General features: G+C 61.9%; 24 protein-coding genes. 8 read left to right on the top strand and 16 right to left on the bottom strand.

Annotated features, from left to right (window positions below; translation table 11 throughout):
• Positions 1–253: 253 nt before the first annotated feature.
• The 3 genes from OCA5_RS01410 to OCA5_RS01400 all read left to right on the top strand — a co-directional run bounded on the left by OCA5_RS01410 (position 254) and on the right by OCA5_RS01400 (position 2,713).
• Entirely contained in the window at positions 254–913 is a 660-nt protein-coding gene (locus OCA5_RS01410) for a hypothetical protein (RefSeq protein WP_012561415.1), read from the top strand.
• A gap of 164 nt (positions 914–1,077) precedes the next feature.
• Positions 1,078–2,367, top strand: a complete 1,290-nt coding sequence (blh, locus tag OCA5_RS01405) for a bifunctional sulfur transferase/dioxygenase Blh (protein WP_012561417.1) — start codon at positions 1,078–1,080, stop codon at positions 2,365–2,367.
• Between the two features lie 82 nt (positions 2,368–2,449).
• Positions 2,450–2,713: a hypothetical protein gene (locus OCA5_RS01400; protein WP_012561418.1), complete on the top strand. Its 264-nt coding sequence runs from the start codon at positions 2,450–2,452 to the stop codon at positions 2,711–2,713.
• Positions 2,714–2,965: 252 nt separating this feature from the next.
• Here OCA5_RS01400 and OCA5_RS01390 read toward each other — a convergent pair whose 3' ends face one another.
• From OCA5_RS01390 to OCA5_RS01355, 8 genes are all read right to left on the bottom strand, one after another.
• A complete protein-coding gene (locus OCA5_RS01390; RefSeq protein ID WP_012561420.1) occupies positions 2,966–3,598 on the bottom strand; it encodes a NifU N-terminal domain-containing protein in 633 nt (210 codons plus the stop codon).
• A 47-nt stretch (positions 3,599–3,645) separates the two neighbouring features.
• On the bottom strand, positions 3,646–4,176 hold the full coding sequence (locus OCA5_RS01385) for a DUF2249 domain-containing protein (RefSeq protein WP_012561421.1): 531 nt from the start codon (positions 4,174–4,176) through the stop codon (positions 3,646–3,648).
• 21 nt (positions 4,177–4,197) lie between these two features.
• Complete coding sequence (locus tag OCA5_RS01380; RefSeq protein WP_012561422.1) at positions 4,198–5,547, bottom strand: hypothetical protein; 1,350 nt, start codon at positions 5,545–5,547, stop codon at positions 4,198–4,200.
• A 62-nt stretch (positions 5,548–5,609) separates the two neighbouring features.
• Positions 5,610–5,867, bottom strand: a complete 258-nt coding sequence (locus OCA5_RS01375; RefSeq protein ID WP_012561423.1) for a DUF2249 domain-containing protein — start codon at positions 5,865–5,867, stop codon at positions 5,610–5,612.
• Positions 5,868–6,124: 257 nt separating this feature from the next.
• Entirely contained in the window at positions 6,125–7,486 is a 1,362-nt protein-coding gene (locus OCA5_RS01370) for a sensor histidine kinase (protein WP_012561424.1), read from the bottom strand.
• Positions 7,483–8,148, bottom strand: a complete 666-nt coding sequence (locus OCA5_RS01365; RefSeq protein ID WP_012561425.1) for a response regulator transcription factor — start codon at positions 8,146–8,148, stop codon at positions 7,483–7,485. Before OCA5_RS01365 ends, OCA5_RS01370 begins: the two co-directional genes overlap by 4 nt.
• 2 nt (positions 8,149–8,150) lie before the next feature.
• Positions 8,151–8,459 (bottom strand): PepSY domain-containing protein, encoded by a 309-nt coding sequence (locus tag OCA5_RS01360; RefSeq protein WP_244396125.1) that lies wholly within the window; start codon positions 8,457–8,459, stop codon positions 8,151–8,153.
• 81 nt (positions 8,460–8,540) lie between these two features.
• Positions 8,541–8,801 (bottom strand): hypothetical protein, encoded by a 261-nt coding sequence (locus OCA5_RS01355; RefSeq protein ID WP_012561427.1) that lies wholly within the window; start codon positions 8,799–8,801, stop codon positions 8,541–8,543.
• A 141-nt stretch (positions 8,802–8,942) separates the two neighbouring features.
• Here OCA5_RS01355 and OCA5_RS01350 point away from each other — a divergent pair, with 141 nt between their 5' ends.
• The 3 genes from OCA5_RS01350 to OCA5_RS01340 all read left to right on the top strand — a co-directional run bounded on the left by OCA5_RS01350 (position 8,943) and on the right by OCA5_RS01340 (position 10,321).
• Positions 8,943–9,209, top strand: a complete 267-nt coding sequence (locus tag OCA5_RS01350) for a PepSY domain-containing protein (protein WP_012561428.1) — start codon at positions 8,943–8,945, stop codon at positions 9,207–9,209.
• Between the two features lie 125 nt (positions 9,210–9,334).
• On the top strand, positions 9,335–9,805 hold the full coding sequence (locus OCA5_RS01345; protein ID WP_012561429.1) for a redoxin family protein: 471 nt from the start codon (positions 9,335–9,337) through the stop codon (positions 9,803–9,805).
• Between the two features lie 51 nt (positions 9,806–9,856).
• Positions 9,857–10,321: a group III truncated hemoglobin gene (locus OCA5_RS01340; RefSeq protein WP_012561430.1), complete on the top strand. Its 465-nt coding sequence runs from the start codon at positions 9,857–9,859 to the stop codon at positions 10,319–10,321.
• Between the two features lie 12 nt (positions 10,322–10,333).
• On the opposite strand, the gene OCA5_RS01335 is transcribed toward OCA5_RS01340, so the two are convergent.
• From OCA5_RS01335 to OCA5_RS01310, 6 genes are all read right to left on the bottom strand, one after another.
• Positions 10,334–10,651 (bottom strand): cupredoxin domain-containing protein, encoded by a 318-nt coding sequence (locus OCA5_RS01335; RefSeq protein WP_012561431.1) that lies wholly within the window; start codon positions 10,649–10,651, stop codon positions 10,334–10,336.
• 32 nt (positions 10,652–10,683) lie between these two features.
• The gene (locus OCA5_RS01330) at positions 10,684–11,205 is read right to left on the bottom strand and encodes a DUF4142 domain-containing protein (protein ID WP_013912749.1); all 522 of its coding nucleotides are present in this window, start codon (positions 11,203–11,205) and stop codon (positions 10,684–10,686) included.
• A gap of 235 nt (positions 11,206–11,440) precedes the next feature.
• A complete protein-coding gene (locus OCA5_RS01325; protein ID WP_012561433.1) occupies positions 11,441–12,964 on the bottom strand; it encodes an FAD-dependent oxidoreductase in 1,524 nt (507 codons plus the stop codon).
• Between the two features lie 27 nt (positions 12,965–12,991).
• Positions 12,992–13,624: a GTP cyclohydrolase I FolE gene (folE, locus tag OCA5_RS01320; protein ID WP_012561434.1), complete on the bottom strand. Its 633-nt coding sequence runs from the start codon at positions 13,622–13,624 to the stop codon at positions 12,992–12,994.
• A gap of 64 nt (positions 13,625–13,688) precedes the next feature.
• Entirely contained in the window at positions 13,689–14,399 is a 711-nt protein-coding gene (locus OCA5_RS01315; protein WP_012561435.1) for an RNA polymerase sigma factor, read from the bottom strand.
• Between the two features lie 146 nt (positions 14,400–14,545).
• Positions 14,546–14,989, bottom strand: coding sequence for a PAS domain-containing protein (locus tag OCA5_RS01310; protein ID WP_012561437.1), 444 nt, complete (start codon positions 14,987–14,989; stop codon positions 14,546–14,548).
• Positions 14,990–15,782: 793 nt separating this feature from the next.
• Here OCA5_RS01310 and OCA5_RS01305 point away from each other — a divergent pair.
• Positions 15,783–16,229: a MarR family winged helix-turn-helix transcriptional regulator gene (locus tag OCA5_RS01305; protein ID WP_013912748.1), complete on the top strand. Its 447-nt coding sequence runs from the start codon at positions 15,783–15,785 to the stop codon at positions 16,227–16,229.
• A gap of 8 nt (positions 16,230–16,237) precedes the next feature.
• On the opposite strand, the gene OCA5_RS01300 is transcribed toward OCA5_RS01305, so the two are convergent.
• Together OCA5_RS01300 and ftsY are read right to left on the bottom strand one after the other, a co-directional pair.
• Positions 16,238–16,840, bottom strand: coding sequence for a septation protein A (locus tag OCA5_RS01300; RefSeq protein ID WP_012561439.1), 603 nt, complete (start codon positions 16,838–16,840; stop codon positions 16,238–16,240).
• 65 nt (positions 16,841–16,905) lie between these two features.
• Positions 16,906–17,862 (bottom strand): signal recognition particle-docking protein FtsY, encoded by a 957-nt coding sequence (ftsY, locus tag OCA5_RS01295; RefSeq protein WP_012561440.1) that lies wholly within the window; start codon positions 17,860–17,862, stop codon positions 16,906–16,908.
• Positions 17,863–17,946: 84 nt separating this feature from the next.
• Here ftsY and OCA5_RS01290 point away from each other — a divergent pair, with 84 nt between their 5' ends.
• Positions 17,947–18,681: an RluA family pseudouridine synthase gene (locus OCA5_RS01290; protein ID WP_012561441.1), complete on the top strand. Its 735-nt coding sequence runs from the start codon at positions 17,947–17,949 to the stop codon at positions 18,679–18,681.
• Positions 18,682–18,773: the final 92 nt, after the last annotated feature.

Genomic DNA, 18,773 nt, shown 5'->3' with positions numbered 1-18,773 from the left:
GCGAAGTGTCGGATATGGATTTCGGCGGGAAAAACCGGATTGTCCATACGTTTCAAAGCGTTGTAGTATCATGGCGTGTCCTAGCGTGCATTTCGGATAGCCAGGACAAATTGCTCCGAAGGCAAAGGTCGCACGTTCGAATCGTGCCGGGTGCGCCAGCAAAATCAGATAGTTAGAAAGAAGCCCCAAACTTAGATAGGCAACGAATCGCCACCGAGTCGCCACGGTAAGGAAGACTCGCTAAAAGCGACCGATGCGAAGCCTCGATTTCAGTTCTTGGCACAACCTGATTTTCACACTCATCGGTTTGGCGCTGTTTGCGCTCATCGGCGTTGGCATCCGCTTGCTTGCGATGTTCACCATTCAGCAGCGGCGCGAACGGATGAACAGACAGATTAACGAGCGCCTGCGAACGCTAATTGCGGCTTACAAAGTGTTGGGCGGCTCGTTTACGGGCGACCTCATGGTCGACCCAACGCATCTCCGAAATCTTCGTCGCGCCGATTCCGAGCAGCCAGTCACTGAGGCAGCTGAAGAAGGTAGTAGCTCGGATCGCAAGCGGCGCATCCGCGACGCAGTCGAAGCGGCCCTATCCGACATTATTCTGCTCGGGACCGAAGAGCAGGTGCGGCTCGCTGAACGTGCAGCGCGTGATTTGGCCTCTGGGCAACCCGTCCATACACATGAACTGGTCGCCTCGCTTCGCAACTTCATTCGCGAGGCGCTGGATCTCGACCCCGTACCGGCCGACCTCGCCATTCCGATGCAGGGCCCCGCCCGACCATCGAATTCAAATCGTGGTAAGGGCGACCGTGAAGGCGCGAAAGTTGGAGGCCGTGGCGGCGGAATGGGTATGGGCGCCGGAGGCGGCCTGGTGAGCGACGACATTACCGATCAACACAAAGGAATTTGACAAACAGCAGCGAGACTGTCGCGCGGGCAGATCGCCGCCTCCGCACGCCGTGTCGAGACGCTGGCGGCACCGATCTGATCGTTGTAGCGTCGCAAATGGCTCTGGCGCCGCATGCCATATGATTTAGCATAGGCTTTGTTCGACCAACTCCCGTGCGAGGCCACATGAGCGTAAAGATTACCGACCGTCTGACTGTCGCCGGCCAGCCCGACACCGGCGCCATCGCCGATCTCGCAGAGAATTACACAACCCTGATCAATCTGCGCCCTGACGGTGAGGAGTCGGGCCAGCCTGGCAATGCCGCTGAGCACGCGGCTGCAGCGGCCGCGGGGATCGATTACGCCTTCGTGCCGGTGACCGGATCAACGATCACCGAGGCCGATATTCGTGCATTTCAGAAGGCGATGACGCAATCCGATGGCCCCGTCTATGCCCATTGCAGGGGCGGGACTCGGGCGTTGACGCTGCACGTTCTCGGCGAGGTGCTCGATGGCCGGATGCGGCAGGAGGATGTCGAGGCCTTTGGCAGAGAACGCGGCTTCGATCTCGCGCGCGCAATGCGCTGGCTCGCGCGCCACACGACGCAGAAGCCTGCTGTGAAAGGCTTTTACGACGAACGCACTGGCAGCATCCAATATGTCGTGTCCGACCCTGCAACCAGGCGCTGCGCCATTATCGACCCGGTTTACGATTTTGACGAAAAGTCAGGCACCACCGGCACGACGCATGCCGACGCTTTGCTCGCCTATATCGAGAGCGAAGGGCTTTCAATCGAGTGGATTCTCGATACCCATCCGCACGCCGACCACTTCACCGCCGCGCATTACCTCAAGGGAAAAACCGGCGCACCGATCGCAATCGGCGCAGGCGTGAAGGATGTGCAGAAACTCTGGAAGGCGATCTACAACTGGCCGGATCTGCAAACCGACGGGTCGCAATGGGACCGGCTGTTCGAGGACGGCGATACATTTCAAGTCGGCTCGATTGAAGGGCGCATCCTGTTCTCACCCGGCCACACCCTCGCCTCGATCACCTATGTGATCGGCGATGCCGCCTTCGTTCACGACACGATCTTCATGCCGGATTCCGGCACCGCGCGCGCCGACTTCCCCGGCGGCAATGCGAAAATGCTGTGGGGTTCGATCGAGCGTATTCTCGCGCTGCCCGACGACACCCGCTTGTTCACCGGCCATGATTATCGACCGCATGGGCGCCACGCGCGATGGGAAAGCACGGTCGGCGAGCAAAAGCGCGCAAACCCGCACATTGCCGGCATCGATGAGGCCGTTTTCGTCAAGCTGCGCGAGGCGCGCGACAAGACCCTGCCGATGCCGAAGCTCATTCTGCACGCGCTGCAGGTCAACATTCGCGGCGGGCGTTTGCCGGAGCCGGAATTGAATGGCAAACGCTATCTCAAGTTTCCGCTCGATGCGCTCAAGGGAGCCGCATGGTGAGCGCGTAACCCCGCTCAATCCAGGAACTCGCCTCGGCGCCGCCCGTTGCCATTATATGACAACGTCAATAATGAGGCAGGCAATGGCGGAGCGATTTACAGTCCCGGCCGATTTCACTCCCGCACAGACGCAGATAGCGATGGCGGCCTTTTATTTCTGCCTGGAGCACATGCTCGGGCACGTTCTGGAAGCCGAAGGCGCGCCGTCGGCTCAGGCGCTCAAGCGCGAACTGGTAACGGCGCTGAAGAACGGCGACATCGACATGTCGATTCTCGACGACGCAAGCACGTTCGATTTTGTCGTGCCGATGATTGAACGGCTGGTAGCGGTGAAAGCCGCTGCTTAGGTGGTGCCCTCTCTCACCACGCCAGCTTTCGCGTCGACCGATGAAGGAAAACATCGAACCGGCGCGCCGCTGCGGGATCGCTTATCCGTAGCGCGACATAAGCCTGACCTGCGAGACGGCAAGCCTGCTCAACCTCTCCGGCCTCGGCAAGCGCTATAATGCTCGCCAGCAGGATTTCAGGCAGACGCTCAGGCCCGGGCGGGATAGCCGGCTTCGTCTCAAGAGATGGAGCGGGTTCACTCATCATCAGCCTCAGCTGCCGATGCCCAGATGCGCCTTTGCCTCGGGCGTCATCATGTCCGGCGACCAGCGCGGTTCATAGGTCAGTTTGACGTCGACGAACTCGACACCGTCGACCGAGCTTGCCGCTTCGCCTGCACCCGCTTTCAGATAGTTCGTCGCCGGGCATCCGGGCGTGGTCGTCGTCATCGTCACGATCGTCACGCCGCCCGATGCGACCGTGACATCGTAGATGAGACCGAGGTCGACGATATTATAGCCGAGCTCCGGATCGATCACTTTGCGCAGTGCTTCGCGGATGCGGCCAGTTGCATCCGTCTCGCCGCCATCCGATTCTGCTGTGCGCTCAGGCGCAGCGGGTGGTGCCCGCAGCACCGGCGCGCCGGACATGAAGTGCTCCATGATGACGCCGAGGATCGCGGGCTTGAGATGCTGCCAGTCGGAATCCGATCGCGTGACGACGATCGAATCCTTGTTGAGCAACACGCCGGCGACGCCGGGAATCGCGAAAAGCTGTTCGGCAAGCGGCGACGAGCCAGCATGCTCTCTGCTCTTCAGATTAAGCGTGCCCTCGGGTAATACCTCGCGGCCGGGAAGAAATTTCATCCGCTCCGGGTCCGGCGTTTCTTCTGTTTGAATGAACATCGCTCACCTCCTGTGTGAGGCCGCCCAGCTACGCAGTCGCCATAGCATCAGGCTGCCGCCTTGCTGCCAGCGCCGATCCGCACCAGGATCCTGTAGGTCGTGCCATCAGGATCGAACCCGCCACGCCAGGCATGGCCGCGCTTCGCAAGCTCCGGAAGCAGGAAGATGGGCTCGCGGCACAGCAAGGCAGAGAGCACCTCGCCTTTCTTCAACTCCTCGGTCGCGGCAAGGATGCGTACCATCGGCTCCGGCGGATCGAGCTCGCGGTTATCGAGATGCTGCGCGGGCTCGGGCCAGCTCAACGCATCCTCGGCAGCGGCAGGTGCAGGCTGCTCCGATCCCGATACGCCGGTCGGGCTGAAGAGAACCTCCCAATCGCCGCCGTCGAGTTCGCGCGCCTCGTGGCTGAAACCTTTCGAGCCGAGCACACTGAAAAGCGGTGTCGGCTTGAAGGTCGCAAACAGCTTCAGCCCCTGCCCCGGCTGCAGCTTCGTTATCGCGGCCATGATTTCTCCGAACGGCTCTCCGCCACTGCGAAGAATCGGGCGGACGTCCAGTTCCAGGAATGACGTTGTCATCGCATTCTCTCCTTTTTCAAATCAGGTCTGACACGCAAGCAGAAGGTGCGGGCGCTGGGCGCCCTGCGGCAGGCGGCTCTCGGCTTTCACATCGACAAGGCGACGCGTGCGCACGAGCTGCACGACAATGCCCGACGTTCCGACCAGCATCACGCATGCCGCGAACCGGAACACAACCGAGGCATCGAAAAGAAGTGCGAGCGTGCCGAGGCCAACCGCCGCGAAATAAAGGGCGAACCATTTGACCGCGCGGCTCTCGACCACGAGGTCCTGCACGCGGGGCGTCACAGCTTTGCCGAGCACCGGCCCATAGCACTCAAGCCAGGTAAGAAACGCCACGATCTTGTAGAGCTGGGCGAGGCCGAGCCCGGTGAGCCAGCCGAACGCCACAAGGAACACGACGGCACCGATCTGATCGCCCAGCTGCCCCAGCGCGAGCAGAAGCGCGATGAGCACAACCGACGCGCCGAGAAAGCCAAGAGCAACCCCGCTCATGCGGCTGTTGAGTTCGATCACGCGGCGCTTCCGCTCGCGATACAGATAGACGATGTCGGAGCCGTACAGCGCGAGTGCGGGCAGCGCGACACCAAGCGCCGCGAGCAGCGGCAACGACAGATTGCCTTCGACAAGAATGACGCCGACGCCACCCACGATGACGATCGCAAGTGCCGCGACACCGAGATAGAACGCGCCGTGCACGCTCGCCCGATCAAGCTCGGGCGCCAGCATGAACATTGCCAGCAGCCGGTAACTGACGCCGACCGCGGTGAAGGTGAGCCAGCCGCCAAGACCGGCAATCATATGAATCGGAAGCCCGGCGCTGGTCAGCGCCAGTAGCGGCCCGGATTCGACCACGCCGCCCAGCACGAGCGAGAAGGTCGCCCCCAGAGCTGCCGTTGCAAGGATGCTGGCGAGACCGGCCGCGACGAACCATGCCGGCAGCGGCACGGTCTTTGCGGCAATCATCGTGCGCACGAGATTCCACACTACCAATATGAAGCCGAGGCTCAGAAGGACGGCAGCAGCCGTAAAGAACGGCGCGCCGAGATCGATGCGGCCTTCGAGCTGGAGAAACGCGAGGATCAGCGCGGCAAGCCCTGCGACGAGAGCCACAAGCGCCGGCACCGCGAGCGTATTGCTGTGAAGCGGCTGCGCCACCAGAACCGGCAGGAATTGTAAAAGCGCGCCGCACATCAGGAAGCTGAGCCAGCCAATGGCAACGACGTGAACGAGGATCAGCGTATCGGGCGCAGGGATGGCAGCAGCCGGAAATCCGAAGCCAATGGCCATCATGACTTCCGCTGCAAGCAGCGCGACAAGCGCCGCCGCGAAGTAGGACATCGTCCAGCGCGAAAGTGAAACGCCGATCATGCGGACCTCCTTTCAAGGCCCGCACCGGTGCATGAAGCCGGCGCGAGCCTCGCGGGAGCGGCTTAAGCGGCTTTCGCGAGCTTGCCGATCTCGACTTTCCAGACCTCCGGGCCGCGCTCAATGTAGGTCCATGAGAACTGATGCGGATATTCGGCTTCGAGTTGATAGTAGAGCGGCTTCGGATCGTGGTCGTTGACCAGAACGAAGCTGCCGCCGGGCGTCAGATTGTTCACGAGCTCAAAGATCTTTGCGTGTCGCTGCGCCGGCACGAGAGTGCGCACATCAACAGTATCGACGTTCGATTTGGTGGCATCGGTCATGTTCAGACTCCTTCCATGAGATTGGTCTCACCCGGCCGGCGGCAACGCCGCACGTCGTCCGCAAACGAGCGGAGCACGTTTCCCGAAGACCGTTCGCACACCGATATTTCGGCCTGCCGTCTTCAGATGGCGGGAAGCTTTCCTCTTAAAAGATGTATTGTCAATACATCTTTTAAACGAAATGCCGCGACGGGTTGCAGCCATGCGCGCGCAGCGACGCGGCGTTGCGTTATGCGTGTGCCAGAGATTTGATGAGTTCAGGCAATCGGATCGAGCGGGATCCGGACATGCGCCCGAGCGCCACCGAGATCGGAGCGCACCAGTGCAAGCGAGCCGCGACGGGCTTCGGCAAGATCACGCGTGATCGCGAGGCCAAGACCCGTTCCAGGCTGGGTCTCGTCCCAACGCTGCCCGCGGCCGATCTGCGAGGCCTGTTCGGCCGACAGCCCCGACCCGTCATCATCGACGCAGAGATCGAGAACTTCTTCAGAGACATTGGCCGTGAGGCGGATTTCACTCCGCGCCCACTTGCACGCATTGTCGAGAAGGTTGCCGAGAATTTCCGTCAACTCATCCTCCGCGCCGGGAAACCGCGCGTCGGGAGCAACATTAACGACCCAGCGCAGCATCTTGTCTTCAGCAAGCCTCTCGAAAGCGCGAACGACTTTCGCAGCAACCGGCTTCACCGCAACCGTCTTGCCTCCGAGCGTGGGCCCCGCATTGGCACGGGCACGCGCGAGTACGCGATCGACCTGCCGCCGCATCTGATGCACCTCGCCGTCGATCGATTGTGCGATATCATCGCGACCATCTTCCGAAGCCTGTCGCGCAAGCGCGCCGAGCACCGTCAGCGGCGTCTTCAAGCCATGCGCGAGATCGCCGGCCTGCCGTCTGGCACGCTCGACCGCCGTGCGCTGAAACTGAATCAGCCGATTGAGATCATCGACGACGGGCTGGACCTCGTCGGGAAACGTGCCTGCGAGAGCATGGCTTTCACCGGCACGGATCGCCTTGAGGCCGTGCCCGAGATGATCGAACGGACGCAACGCGAGACGGAGGAAGATCGCCATTGCACCCATCAACAGAAGGCCGAGCGCGATCAGCGAGAGCGCAAGCAGGCGAAGGAACGTATGGCGCGCAGCAGCGAGATCTGCGCGATCGATCGCGGCGACAACTTGCAGCGGCACGTCCTTGCCGTCCGGCGCGGCAACGGTGATCGCCTGCACCACCGCGAGCAATGGCGCACCCGTCGGGCCCTGCAGGTCGGTGACATGGCGGCGGCCATCCGGCATATCTTTCGGATCAGGCAGCGTCGTGTCCCAGAGCGAGCGCGAGCGCGCACGCTGGCCGTCGCGCGTGCTCACCTGCCAGTAGAGGCCGCCATAGGGCGTCTCGAAACGCTGGTCGGCCGGCGCACCATCGACCACCGGCAAGCCGTCAGCCTCGATCCGCACCTGCGCCGCGACGAACTTCACGATCTGGTCGAGCTCGTTGGTGGCGCGCCGTTCGATCTCCTGATTGAAGATCAGCCACAGCCCGAAGCCCGCCAAGGCCAGCGCCAGTGCAATCAGGATTGCGGCGGCCGAGCCGAGACGAAACAGCAGCGAATGCGTCCTCATGGGGACTCGGCGGGAATGCAGTAGCCGCGGCCACGATGCGTTTCGATCAGCGGGAAGCCGAGCTTCTTGCGCAAGCGGGCAATCAGCGCCTCGATCGCATTGCCGTCGCGCTCGGTATCGCCGTCATGAAGATGCTCGAGCAATTCACCCTGCGACAGCGTCCGCCCGCGATGCATCAGGAGATAGGCAAGCAGGCGATATTCCATCGCCGACAACGCAAGCTGATGACCGCTCAGCATCGCGGTGCGGGCACGCGTATCGACTTCAAGCTCTCCCGCCTTGATGATCGCAGAGGCGTGGCCCGCCGCACGGCGCGTGATCGCGCCAAGCCGCGCGAGCAGCTCCTCCATCTGGAAAGGTTTGGTGAGGTAATCATCGGCACCGGCATTGATGCCTTCGACCTTCTCGCGCCAGCCGTCACGTGCAGTGAGGATCACGATCGGCGTCGTGACACCGGCCTCGCGCAGGCGTCTCAAGACCGAGAGGCCATCGAGACGCGGCAGGCCGAGGTCGAGCACGATCGCGTCGTAATCCTCTGTCTCGCCGAGAAACCAAGCCTTCTCGCCATCATGCGCAACATCGACGGCATAGAGCGTCCGCTCGAGGGCTTTCTTGAGATCGGCGGCGATCCGCGGTTCATCCTCGACAACCAGAACGCGCACGGTCAATCCACTTTGATAATCGCCAAGGTACTGGCGTTGATTTCCACCTTCCGGCGCTTTCCGGAGGGCGTGAGAATCTTGACTTCGTAGACCCAGGCGCCGTCCTCGCGATCGAGCTCCACCTTGACCACCTCGCCGGGCATTTTCTCGCGCGCGACGGCAAGCACCTCGGGCAGCGGCTTGATTTCACCGCCCTTGAAGGCATCGAGCGCGCAATCCTGGCTGCGCTTGCAATCGGCCGCGGACACGAACTGGCCCGCACCAACGGTCGCCGCCGTCATCAGCGCCGCCAACAGCGCGAGGGATTTCAAGTTCGGACGAGGCATCATGATTATTCCGATCGAGCCTGTTCGATCATCCGGCAGCGACGGCGGACTGCGTGCAGCATCCTATCAAACCCGCGACAAATCCGGCAACCGATCCGCGGTCTGGGGCCGTGCCGTAGCCTGCGCGCGCAACGCCTCGTCGCGCACCATCGCCTGATGCCGCTGCCGCAAGCGCGCCGCCGTATCCGACCCGCCCTTTTGCGACGAACCGGCAAGCCCTGCGACGACGCAGAACAGCAGAGCGAGCGCAATGAACCCCTCGAATTCGAGCACCGACGCCGCGAGAAACGGCACCACGATGAACAAAAGACCCAGGACCGCTGGCATGGTTCTCTCCCGAGGGGTTCGACCTTGGGACCGACCCTACCCGAGGGCCCCTGACAGCTCCCTGACAGCACCCATCAGGGAAATCGCAGCCGCCGTCAGGCATAAACGACCGTGTCACCCGATCTGATTACGGAGAATCCCATGAAACCGATCCTCGCTTCCCTGACCCTGGCTTTCCTCGCGGCGGCGGCCACCCAGCCCGCGCACGCCGACAGAATGCGCTGCGCTCCTGTTCCGGCAGGCCAGTGGATGGCCATCGAAAAGGTGATCGCGAAAGCCGAAGCGCTCGGCTACACCGTGCGCGAAACGAAGAAGGACGACGGCTGCTGGAAGGTGAAAGGCTTCGACCGTAACGGCGCGAAAGTCTCGATCTATCTCGATCCGGCCTCCGGCGAGATCGTGCGATAAGCCGATCGATTACGACAGGGGCGGCCTCTCATCGGGGCCGCCCTTCGAACGTCTTTACGCCGCGTGCCGCTCATGCGGCAGCTTTGACGATTGCGGTTTCGGAGGTGGAAGCCTAAGCAGACCGCATGACCCAGGCTCCCGAACTTGCCATCTCGCAATGGTTCAATACCGATACCCCGCTGACGCTGGCACAGCTCCGCGGCCGCGTCGTCGTGCTGCACGCCTTTCAGATGCTGTGCCCGGGCTGCGTACAGGGAGGCATTCCGCAGGCCCAACGCATCGCGAACCTGTTCTCGCCGGACAAGGTGGCCGTGATCGGCCTTCACACCGTGTTCGAGCACCACGACGCGATGACGCCGGTGGCACTCAAAGCCTTCCTTCATGAATATCGCATTACGTTTCCGGTCGGGGTGGACGTGCCGGGCGAGTGCACGCCGATCCCACAGACCATGGCCGCCTATGGCATGCAGGGAACACCGACCTTGATCCTGATTGACCGGGCCGGCCGCATCCGCAAGCATGGCTTTGGCGCCGAGGACGATTTGCGGGTCGGGGCAGACATCGCCCTCCTGACCGCGGAACCGGCGTCAGCTTGATTTCAAACCAAAGATGTATATAGAACGCATCATTCGGCCGAAGGTGGAACCATGTCCAATTATGCCCCGTCAACGCCCGAGCGTCGCGCCGCGCTGACCGAAGCGATTCGCGCCGAAACCGGCATCGACGAGACGCTGATCGCCAACGTCGTTGACGAGTTCTACACCCGCGTCCGCGCGGACGAACTGATCGGCCCGATCTTCAACACCCGTATTGCCGACTGGGGCCCGCATCTTGCCCAGATGCGCGCGTTCTGGGGCTCGGTCGCACTGATGACAGGCGAATACCACGGCCAGCCAATGCGCAAGCACCTGCCCCTGCCGGTCGATGCCGAGCATTTCGACCGTTGGCTGAAGCTGTTTGAAGAGACCGTGAACGATCTCTGCAATCCGAAGGCAGCCGAGCACTTCATGGAGCGGGCGCGGCGCATCGCCGAAAGCCTCGAGCTCGGCATCGCGGGCGCCAACGGCGTGATGCTGGGACGCGGCGAACGCTTCCGGCAGTTCGCTTCCTGAGGTTTATTCCACTCAGTTCGTGACCTCGATCCGCCCTTTCATGTTCGGATGAAAGCGGCAGTAGTAATCGATCGTTTCCGCCTTCTTGACCACGAAGTTGCCTGACTGCTTGGGCGGGATCATCACCTCCCAGCCACCCTTCACTGTCGCCGTATGGGCAAGAATGTCGTGATTGACCCATTCGATGGTGTCGCCGACTTTGGCTTTCACCGTCGCCGGCGCATACACCAGTTTTTCGATCGTCACACGAATGGTTTCGGCATGGGCCGGGGCGGACGCGACCGCCACTGCAACAGCCAAAGGCGCAAGCCAATTTTGCATCAGGCGCATCGCGCAGCCCCTTTCCTCATGCCTCGATGGAGTTACTTCAGACCCGCCAGCGCATGCTCGGCGTGCTGCAGATGGCCCTCGAAAATCTTCAGACCGGTTTCGAGCAGGCCCTTCAATTCGGCATTGCTCGCCGAAGGAATGAGTTGCTTGGCCAGCGCATCATCCACCACTTTGTGGAAGGCGACCTCGTTTGCGACATAGGCCTTGTCGTAAGCCGGTCCGCTCAGCTTGGCGAGTTCGGCCTGCTTGTCCGCCGCCTGCTTGGTGAGCGCGCGGCTGGTGTCGTTATCTTCCGGTGTGACCTTCAGCTTCTTGACCAGATCGAGTGCCTGCTTGTTGACGGCCTCGTGATCGCGCACCATGTCGTCGGCGAACGCACGCACTTCCTTGTTTTGCGATTTGGTCAGCGCCTGCCTGGCGGCGGTGACGTCGATCACGCCGGCGGTATAGGCGATATGAGCGATCTGCGGATCGGTCAGCTTCGCGCCCTGCGCGAAAGCCGGCATGGTCAACAGGCAAACGGCTGCGACAGCCGTACTGAATTTGGCGAACATCATCATGCTCCTGTGGCCCGCCGTGGAATAACGGCAGGCGACGACAGCGAACGTCGTCTGATCATTGGATGATGGCGCGCGGCAAAGGTTACGCGGATTTCAAATAATTTAATCAGAGCATGATCCCGAAAAGTGGATACCGGTTTTCGGAAAAGATCATGCTCAAATAAAAAGGTAAGCGATGAGTCTGATTCAACGCAGTTGGATCAGACTCCAGCACTTTTGCTCCTTCAGTTCACACCGGCGCGAGGCCGCGCTCCATCGCAGCCGCTGCCTTCAGGCTGTCGGCATCGCGGAAGATCGAAGCGATGGCGAGCGTCTTGCCGCCGAGCTTGTATTCGAGCAGGCAGTCGCGCGCCGCGATCTCGCCATGCACGACGATCTCGTCCCATTCCTCGGCGTGGCCGACATAATTGATCGGAATATCGTAGTGCTGGCTCCAGAAGAACGGCACCGCATCGAATACCTCGTTCGCGCCCAGCATGTTGCGCGCGGCCACCTGCCCCTGACGCTCGGCCACCACCCAATGCTCGACACGAATGTTGCGGCCCGAATGCGGATCAGGCCAACGAACAATATCGCCGGCGGCATAAATTCCCGGCACGCTCGTCTGCAGATGGCGATCGACGACAACACCACGATCGATCGCAAGTCCGACCTTCTCCGCAAGATCAAGCCGCGGCTTCACGCCAACACCCACGACGACAAGATCGGCGGCGATCTCCTGCCCACTCTTGAGCTGAACGGCCTTGTCGCTGATCGCGCTGACGCCTTCGCCAAGATGGAAAATCACGCCATGCTCCTCATGGAGCGCGCGAACGAACCGGCCCATGTCCTCGCCCAGCACGCGGGCCATCGGCACCGTCTCGGGTGCGACGATATGCACCTCGATCTCACGCGCGCGAAGCGCTGCGGCAGCTTCCAGCCCGATGAAACTCGCGCCGATCACAACCACTTTGCGCGCATCTTTCGCCTGCGCAATGATCGCGTTGCTGTCGGTCAGTGTGCGCAGCACATGCACATGCGGCAGGTCGCCGCCAGGAATGGGGAGGCGGTTCGGCTCCGCACCGGTCGCAAGCAACAGCCGGTCGTAGGGCAGCCTCTCACCGCCCTTCAGCGTCACGGCTTGCTGGGCGCCGTCGATCGACACGACTTCCGTGCCGACACGCAGGTCGATCTTTGAATCGCGATAGAAATCCGCTCCCCGCAGCGGAATCCAGTCGGGCTCCGCACTGCCCGCAAGATAATCCTTGGAAAGATTGGGGCGATCGACCGGCCCATCCGTGTCCTGGGAAAGCATCACGATATCGCCGTCATACTGCTCCCGGCGCAGCATCTCCGCCGCTGCGAATCCTGCCGCGCCGCCGCCGACGATGACGATCCGCTGCGGCTTCGCTTTCAGGGTGCATCGTCTTGCAGGCGCTGTCGCCTTCTCACGGACGATGATTTTGTCGCCCGCCTGCTCGACGCGGTAGCAATCGATCGGATCGAATGCCGGCGCGCGCACGGCCTCGCCGGTGCGCAGATCGAAACAGGCATGATGCCACGGGCAGCGAATGCCGCCATCCACGACCACGCCGTCTGCAAGCGGCCCGTGGTAGTGCGTGCAGTGTGCACCGACCGCGAAAATCTCGTCTCCGCTGCGGACCAGAAGCACCTCCGCCTCGCCGACATGGCCAAGCAGCTTGTCGCCCGCGAATTGCGACAGCGTCACACCCTGCGTGAGATCGGGGGTCTGCGGTTCTTGATCCTGCGACATGACAGCTCTCTTGGCGATTTCTTCTGGTTATTCGGGGTCGGTCGTCATGCTCAAAAATTCCTGCCGCGTCGTGGCATTGTCGCGGAAGCAGCCGAGCATGCGGCTGGTGACGAGATCGGTGCCGGGCTTGTGGATGCCGCGCGTCGTCATGCAATGATGCTGCGCCTTGATCAGCACGGCGACACCCTGCGGCTTCAACACCTCGTTGATGGTGTTGGCGATCTGTGCCGTCATCTTTTCCTGGATCTGCAGCCGCTTGGCATAGACCTCGACCACCCGCGCGAGCTTGCTGATGCCGACCACGCGTCCGTTCGGAATGTAGGCCACCCAGGCCTTGCCGACGATCGGCGCCATGTGGTGCTCGCAATGGCTTTCGAAGCGCACGGCACGCAACGTGATCATCTCGTCATAGCCGTCGATTTCCTCGAAGGTCTTCTGCAGGATGGTCGTCGGATTCTGGCTGTAGCCGATGAAAAACTCCTCGAAAGCGCGCGCAACGCGGCTCGGCGTCTCAATGAGGCCATCACGCTTCGGATCATCGCCCGCCCAGCGGATGATGGTGCGGACCGCAGCCTCCACCTCGGCGCGATCCGGCCGCGCGGACTCCTCTTCCGCCTTGCGATCGCGCTCGAGCACCTGAACATTCGATAGATTTGACATGAGGGGCATTATCTCCACTCGGCGCAGTGCGCGCCGTTATTCCTTTGCGGTATCTGCGAAACCGTTATCCGGCTGGATCAGGCAAGAAGCCGAGGCGGCGCATCACGTTGTCAGTCATGCGCTCGCAGCGTTTTCCGGCGAACGGAAAGGCGTCGAGCATCACCGGGCCGATTTCCCGGTCGAGGTGCTCGCGCACGAGCTTGCGTGCGCGATGCAGCCGCGTCTTCACGGTTTCGGGCTGGATGCCGAGAAGCTCGGCGGTATCTTCCACACTCATGCCCTCGATCACGCGAGTGACGAAGACGGTGCGGTAGATATCGGGCAGTTCGTCGGTCGCCCGCTCGACGAGCCGCAGAAGCTCGCGCTGGGCGATGGTGCGCTCGGGATCGGCGCGAACAGCGTTCGGGAACTGAATGATCCTGCCCTCCCCTTCAGGCGTGACAATCTCGTCGATATCGAGCATCGGGCGACGGGCCCGCAGGCGGCCGAGCGCCTCGTTCATGACAATGCGCGACAGCCAGGTGGACAGGCTCGAGTCGCCGCGGAAGGACTCCAGATGGGTGAGGGCATTGATATAGGCCTCCTGCACCGCATCCTCCGCCTCGGTGTCGTTCCGCAGGATTCCCCGCGCGATCCGATAGAGGCGGCGATTGTATTTCGTCAGAATCGCGCGAAAGGCACGGGCGTCGCGCGCGCGCGCCGCATGAACCAGCACCTCGTCGCTCGAGGTTTCATCCAGCCTGGACAGCGGTGAAGCACCGCGAGTTTCAACCATGGCTTATCTCCCTGCTGCCCATTGGATGAAGCAGCACGGAAAAGGTTTCAGCAAAAAGGCCTTTTCACGCAAGAATCCCGGACATCGAGACGTTTTCTCCGAGAAACAGCCCTTGCCAGCTGAAGGTTAACGGGCGCGAGCGCGGCTTAAGCCTTCTCGCGGGCCGCGTTGATCGCCGCCGCAAGCTTCTTGCGCAGGTCCCGGTTCTCCTCGAATTTCTTGGTTACGTCGCGCATGATCGCGGCCGTGCCGACCGGCTTGCCATTCGAATCAAGCTGAATCACCATGGTAAATTCCACGGAGATGCGCGTACCCGCCTTGGTCAGGGCTGGAACGGCGAGCAGATCGCCGTGGGAATACCGGCTCTGGCCGGTCTCCATGACCTCGTTGTAGCCATCCCAGTGCCTCTTCCGCAGATTTTCCGGAATGATGATGTCGAGCGACTGCCCGAGCGCCTCGGCCTCGGTGAAACCGAAAATGCGCGTCGCGCCCGGATTCCAGAAAGTGATGACCCCCGGCTTGTCGGTTGCAACGATGGCATCCGACTCCGACGCGAGAATGGCCTCGCCCAGCGCTGTTCGATAATCCACGACTGATCCTCCCGATCCGACATTTCCTGGCAAAGGCGTCGACCTGCCAGGCAATCCTTGTCTCCGGTCACGGCGTCTCAGCCAGCCTGTTGTCGCAAACCGCTTCCATGCGCGCAAGGAATTAAGACCATCGCGCGTGCACGACTGCATGCAAAACGGCTGGTCGCGCGGCGCAATGTCGGACAATCGCGCTTCAACAGCGTCAGAACACTACGATCCTATCGCGCAGCGATGCAAAATGTCGCAGTCAGATCGAAAATTGATCGGACGCATTGCGTGGGACATCCATAGGCCCCGTGTCGGTTTACGGCGTTTCCGAAACCGGTGAACACAAGGTGTCGGCCTGCGACCTTTGGCAGCAGCCCGCAACTGCCGCAAGGCTGAGCGATCTCATCTGCTCTTTGCGAATGGCGCAGACAGCGGGATTTTTTGAAGGATCGTATACTCACACACCACGAACAATCGCTTGCTCATCCGCCTCGAAATTCTGGAAAATTCTCGCAGACGATAGATTCTGTGTGCTAAATAACTGCAACCAAACCGGATTTACGAAGGCACAAGCTGCCTTTCCGGCGACGCCTCACGCAGCTCTGCCTCCGCGACGCGCCGCCCGATATGATGCGGCCTCTTTGACCTCCGACCGCACGGCAATGATTGTGAGCCATCAAGGCGCGCAGGATGCCGCAGGGGCATTCGTAAAGAGGATTGAAATTGAGGAAGGCACGCGCTATGGGCTTCCCTTGAGATTATGCTCGATATATCGGGGCACGATAGAACTTAAACGGGGAGCAGAATGGCGAAAGCGGCGAAACCTGCCAGAAAGGCACAACCACACACGGTGGCAATCAAGGACAAGGACTACTTTGTTCTGGCGTCATTCCGCCGCTCGCTCCGGAATTTCCTCAACTTCAGCGAACAGGCCGCCCAGAAGCGTGGCCTCACGCCAAAGCAGCATCAGGCCATTCTGGCGATCCGCGGCTTTGCCAAGGAAGACGGTGTCGCGATCGGCGATCTCGCCGACCACCTTCACCTCAAGCATCACACCACGGTCGAGCTGGTGGATCGCCTGGTCCGCGGCAAGCTTGTCGTGCGCAAGACCGACCGCACCGACCGCCGCCGTGTGCTCCTGCAGCTCACGCCGAAGGCCAACACTGCACTCAAGACGCTGTCCGGCATCCACATGGCGGAAATCCGCCGCAACGCGCCGGGCATGATCAAGCTGCTGAAGCAGCTCAGCTAACGGCTTGCTCAGCGCGGCGAGGTATCGCCGCGCTCGCTGTCGGAGGCTTCGGCGGTTGCTTCCGCAATCTGATAGCGTTTGACCAGCGGCATCTGCGTCATCGCGAATACCGCGGTGAGCGGGATGACGCCGAACGCCTTGAAGGCCACCCAGAAATCCGTGCTCTGGGTGCGCCAGATCACCTCGTTCAGCACTGCCATGAACAGGAAGAAGCGCGCCCAGCGGATCGTCAGGAATCGCCAGCCTTCCGGCGTCAGGTTGAAAACCTGATCGAACAGGATGGCGATGAAGGACCGCCCGAGCATCAATCCGACATAGAGCGTCACCGCGAACAGCGCGTAGATGATGGTCGGCTTGATCTTGATGAACGTCTCGTCGTGCAGCACGAGCGTGAGCCCGCCGAACACCAGCACGATGACCGCCGTCACCAGCGCCATCAGCGGCACATGCCGCATCACCACATAAGAGACAATCACCGCCGCAACGATCGCGACCATGAAGGCACCGGTCGCCACGAACAGGTTGAATTTGGCGTTGGCGGCAAAAAAGATCAGGAGCGGGCCGAGCTCGGTCGCGAGCTTGAACAACGGATGGGGCACACGCTTGTCCATAATTTCCGCACCTGTCGATTGACGATCGATCCTCGCCCGCATCTACGCGGCGAAGACAGATCCTGTTAATCCTGCCCGACACCCTTGCCCGCGATCGCATGCGCAAAATCGCGCGCGGTGAACGGGGCCAGATCGTCGACGCCTTCGCCGACGCCGATGAAATGCACCGGCAGTTTGTAGATTTCCGAGATCGCGACCAGAATGCCGCCACGCGCGGTGCCGTCCAGCTTGGTCATCACGAGCCCGGTCACGCCCGCGGTCTTGCGGAATGCCTCGACCTGCGACAGCGCGTTCTGACCGACGGTCGCATCGAGCACCAGCAGCACTGCATGCGGCGCGCTGGTATCGACCTTGCGGATCACCCGCGCGACTTTTTCGAGCTCGACCATCAGCTCGGCCTTGTTCTGCAGCCGCCCCGCGGTGTCGATCAGCAGCACGTCGCGGTTGTCCGCCTTTGCCGCACTCGCGGCATCAAAAGCCAGACTTGCGGCGTCGGAGCCGTGGTCGCGCGCGATCACCGGTGCACCGGTGCGCTCGCCCCAGATCTTCAACTGCTCGATGGCAGCGGCGCGGAATGTATCGCCCGCCGCCAGCATGACGCGACGGCCCTCGGCCGCGAACTTCGCCGCAAGCTTGCCAATGGTCGTGGTCTTGCCAGAACCATTGACGCCGACAACGAGAATGATGAACGGCTTCTGGCTCTCATCGATCACCAGCGGCATCGCGACCGGCGCGAGCACCTTCTCCACCTCGGCAGCGACGATGGCCTGCACGTCCTGCGCCGACACGTCCTTGTCGTAACGGCCCTCGCCCACCTTGGCCGCGATCCGCGCCGCAACCTCGGTTCCAAGGTCCGCGCGCAGCAGCACATCCTCGATATCCTCGAGCATGGCGCGGTCGAGCTTGCGCTTGACGACGAGGTCGGCAACCGCGGCGCCAATCGAGCCGGACGTGCGCTTGAGGCCGGCGGAAAGCCGCTGCCACCAGCTCTGTTTGGATTTGTCCTGCGGCGTGTCTGTCATCTGCGGATTGTCAACATTTCGAGCGGTGTGTTACCCGGTTCAGCCACGAAACGAAAGTCAGTCGTCGCCCATGAATACGCCGTAATGGATACGCCGCAGCCAACCGCCCAAGAGATGCAGGCGCGCGTTCTTCATCGCGACGGCCTGATGCTGGTGATCGACAAGCCGGCCGGCATTGCCGTGCATCGCGGACCCAAGGGTGGGCCCAATCTCGAAGCCTCGTTCGACGCGCTGCGCTACGGTTTGCCGCGGCCGCCGGTGCTTGCGCATCGGCTCGATCGCGACACCTCGGGTTGCCTGGTGCTCGGCCGCCATCGCAAGGCGACCGCCTCGCTCGGGCTTCTGTTCAAGCATGGCAAGATCGGCAAGACCTATTGGGCCGTGGTCGAAGGCGGCCCTGCAGAAGACGAAGGCGAAATCGACATTCCGCTTGGCCGGCTCAATGCGGAACGCGGCTGGTGGCAGAAGCCCGATCCGAACGGCCTGCCGTCCAAGTCACGATGGAGCGTGCTCGGGCGAAACAACGGCTTGAGCTGGCTCGCGCTCGAACCGCTTACCGGCCGCACCCATCAATTGCGCGTGCATTGCGCGGCGATGGGCTTTCCGATCGTCGGCGACAATATCTACGGCAACGGTCCGCGTTTCGGCGAGCCGAGCCTGCATCTGCATGCGCGCGAGATCGTCGTGCCGCTGTCGCGGAACAAGCCGCCGGTGCGCGTGATCGCGCCAGTGCCGGCGCATCTGCAGGAACGGCTGCAAGCGTGCGGGTGGAACGGCGAAGACGTAGTTATGCCTGAGATGGCCAGCTCCGAGCCGTAGCAGCGCAGGGATTAAGCAAAGCATCCTCTCTTCTTCCCCTCTCTCCTTGTGGGAGAGGGTGCCCGAACGAAGTGAGGGCGGGTGAGGGGTAC

Origin of the sequence: Afipia carboxidovorans OM5 (genome assembly GCF_000218565.1) — a bacterium.
Lineage (GTDB): Bacteria > Pseudomonadota > Alphaproteobacteria > Rhizobiales > Xanthobacteraceae > Afipia > Afipia carboxidovorans.
The sequence above is the reverse complement of the archived record's forward strand: the minus strand, read 5'-3'. Positions and strand labels throughout refer to the sequence as shown.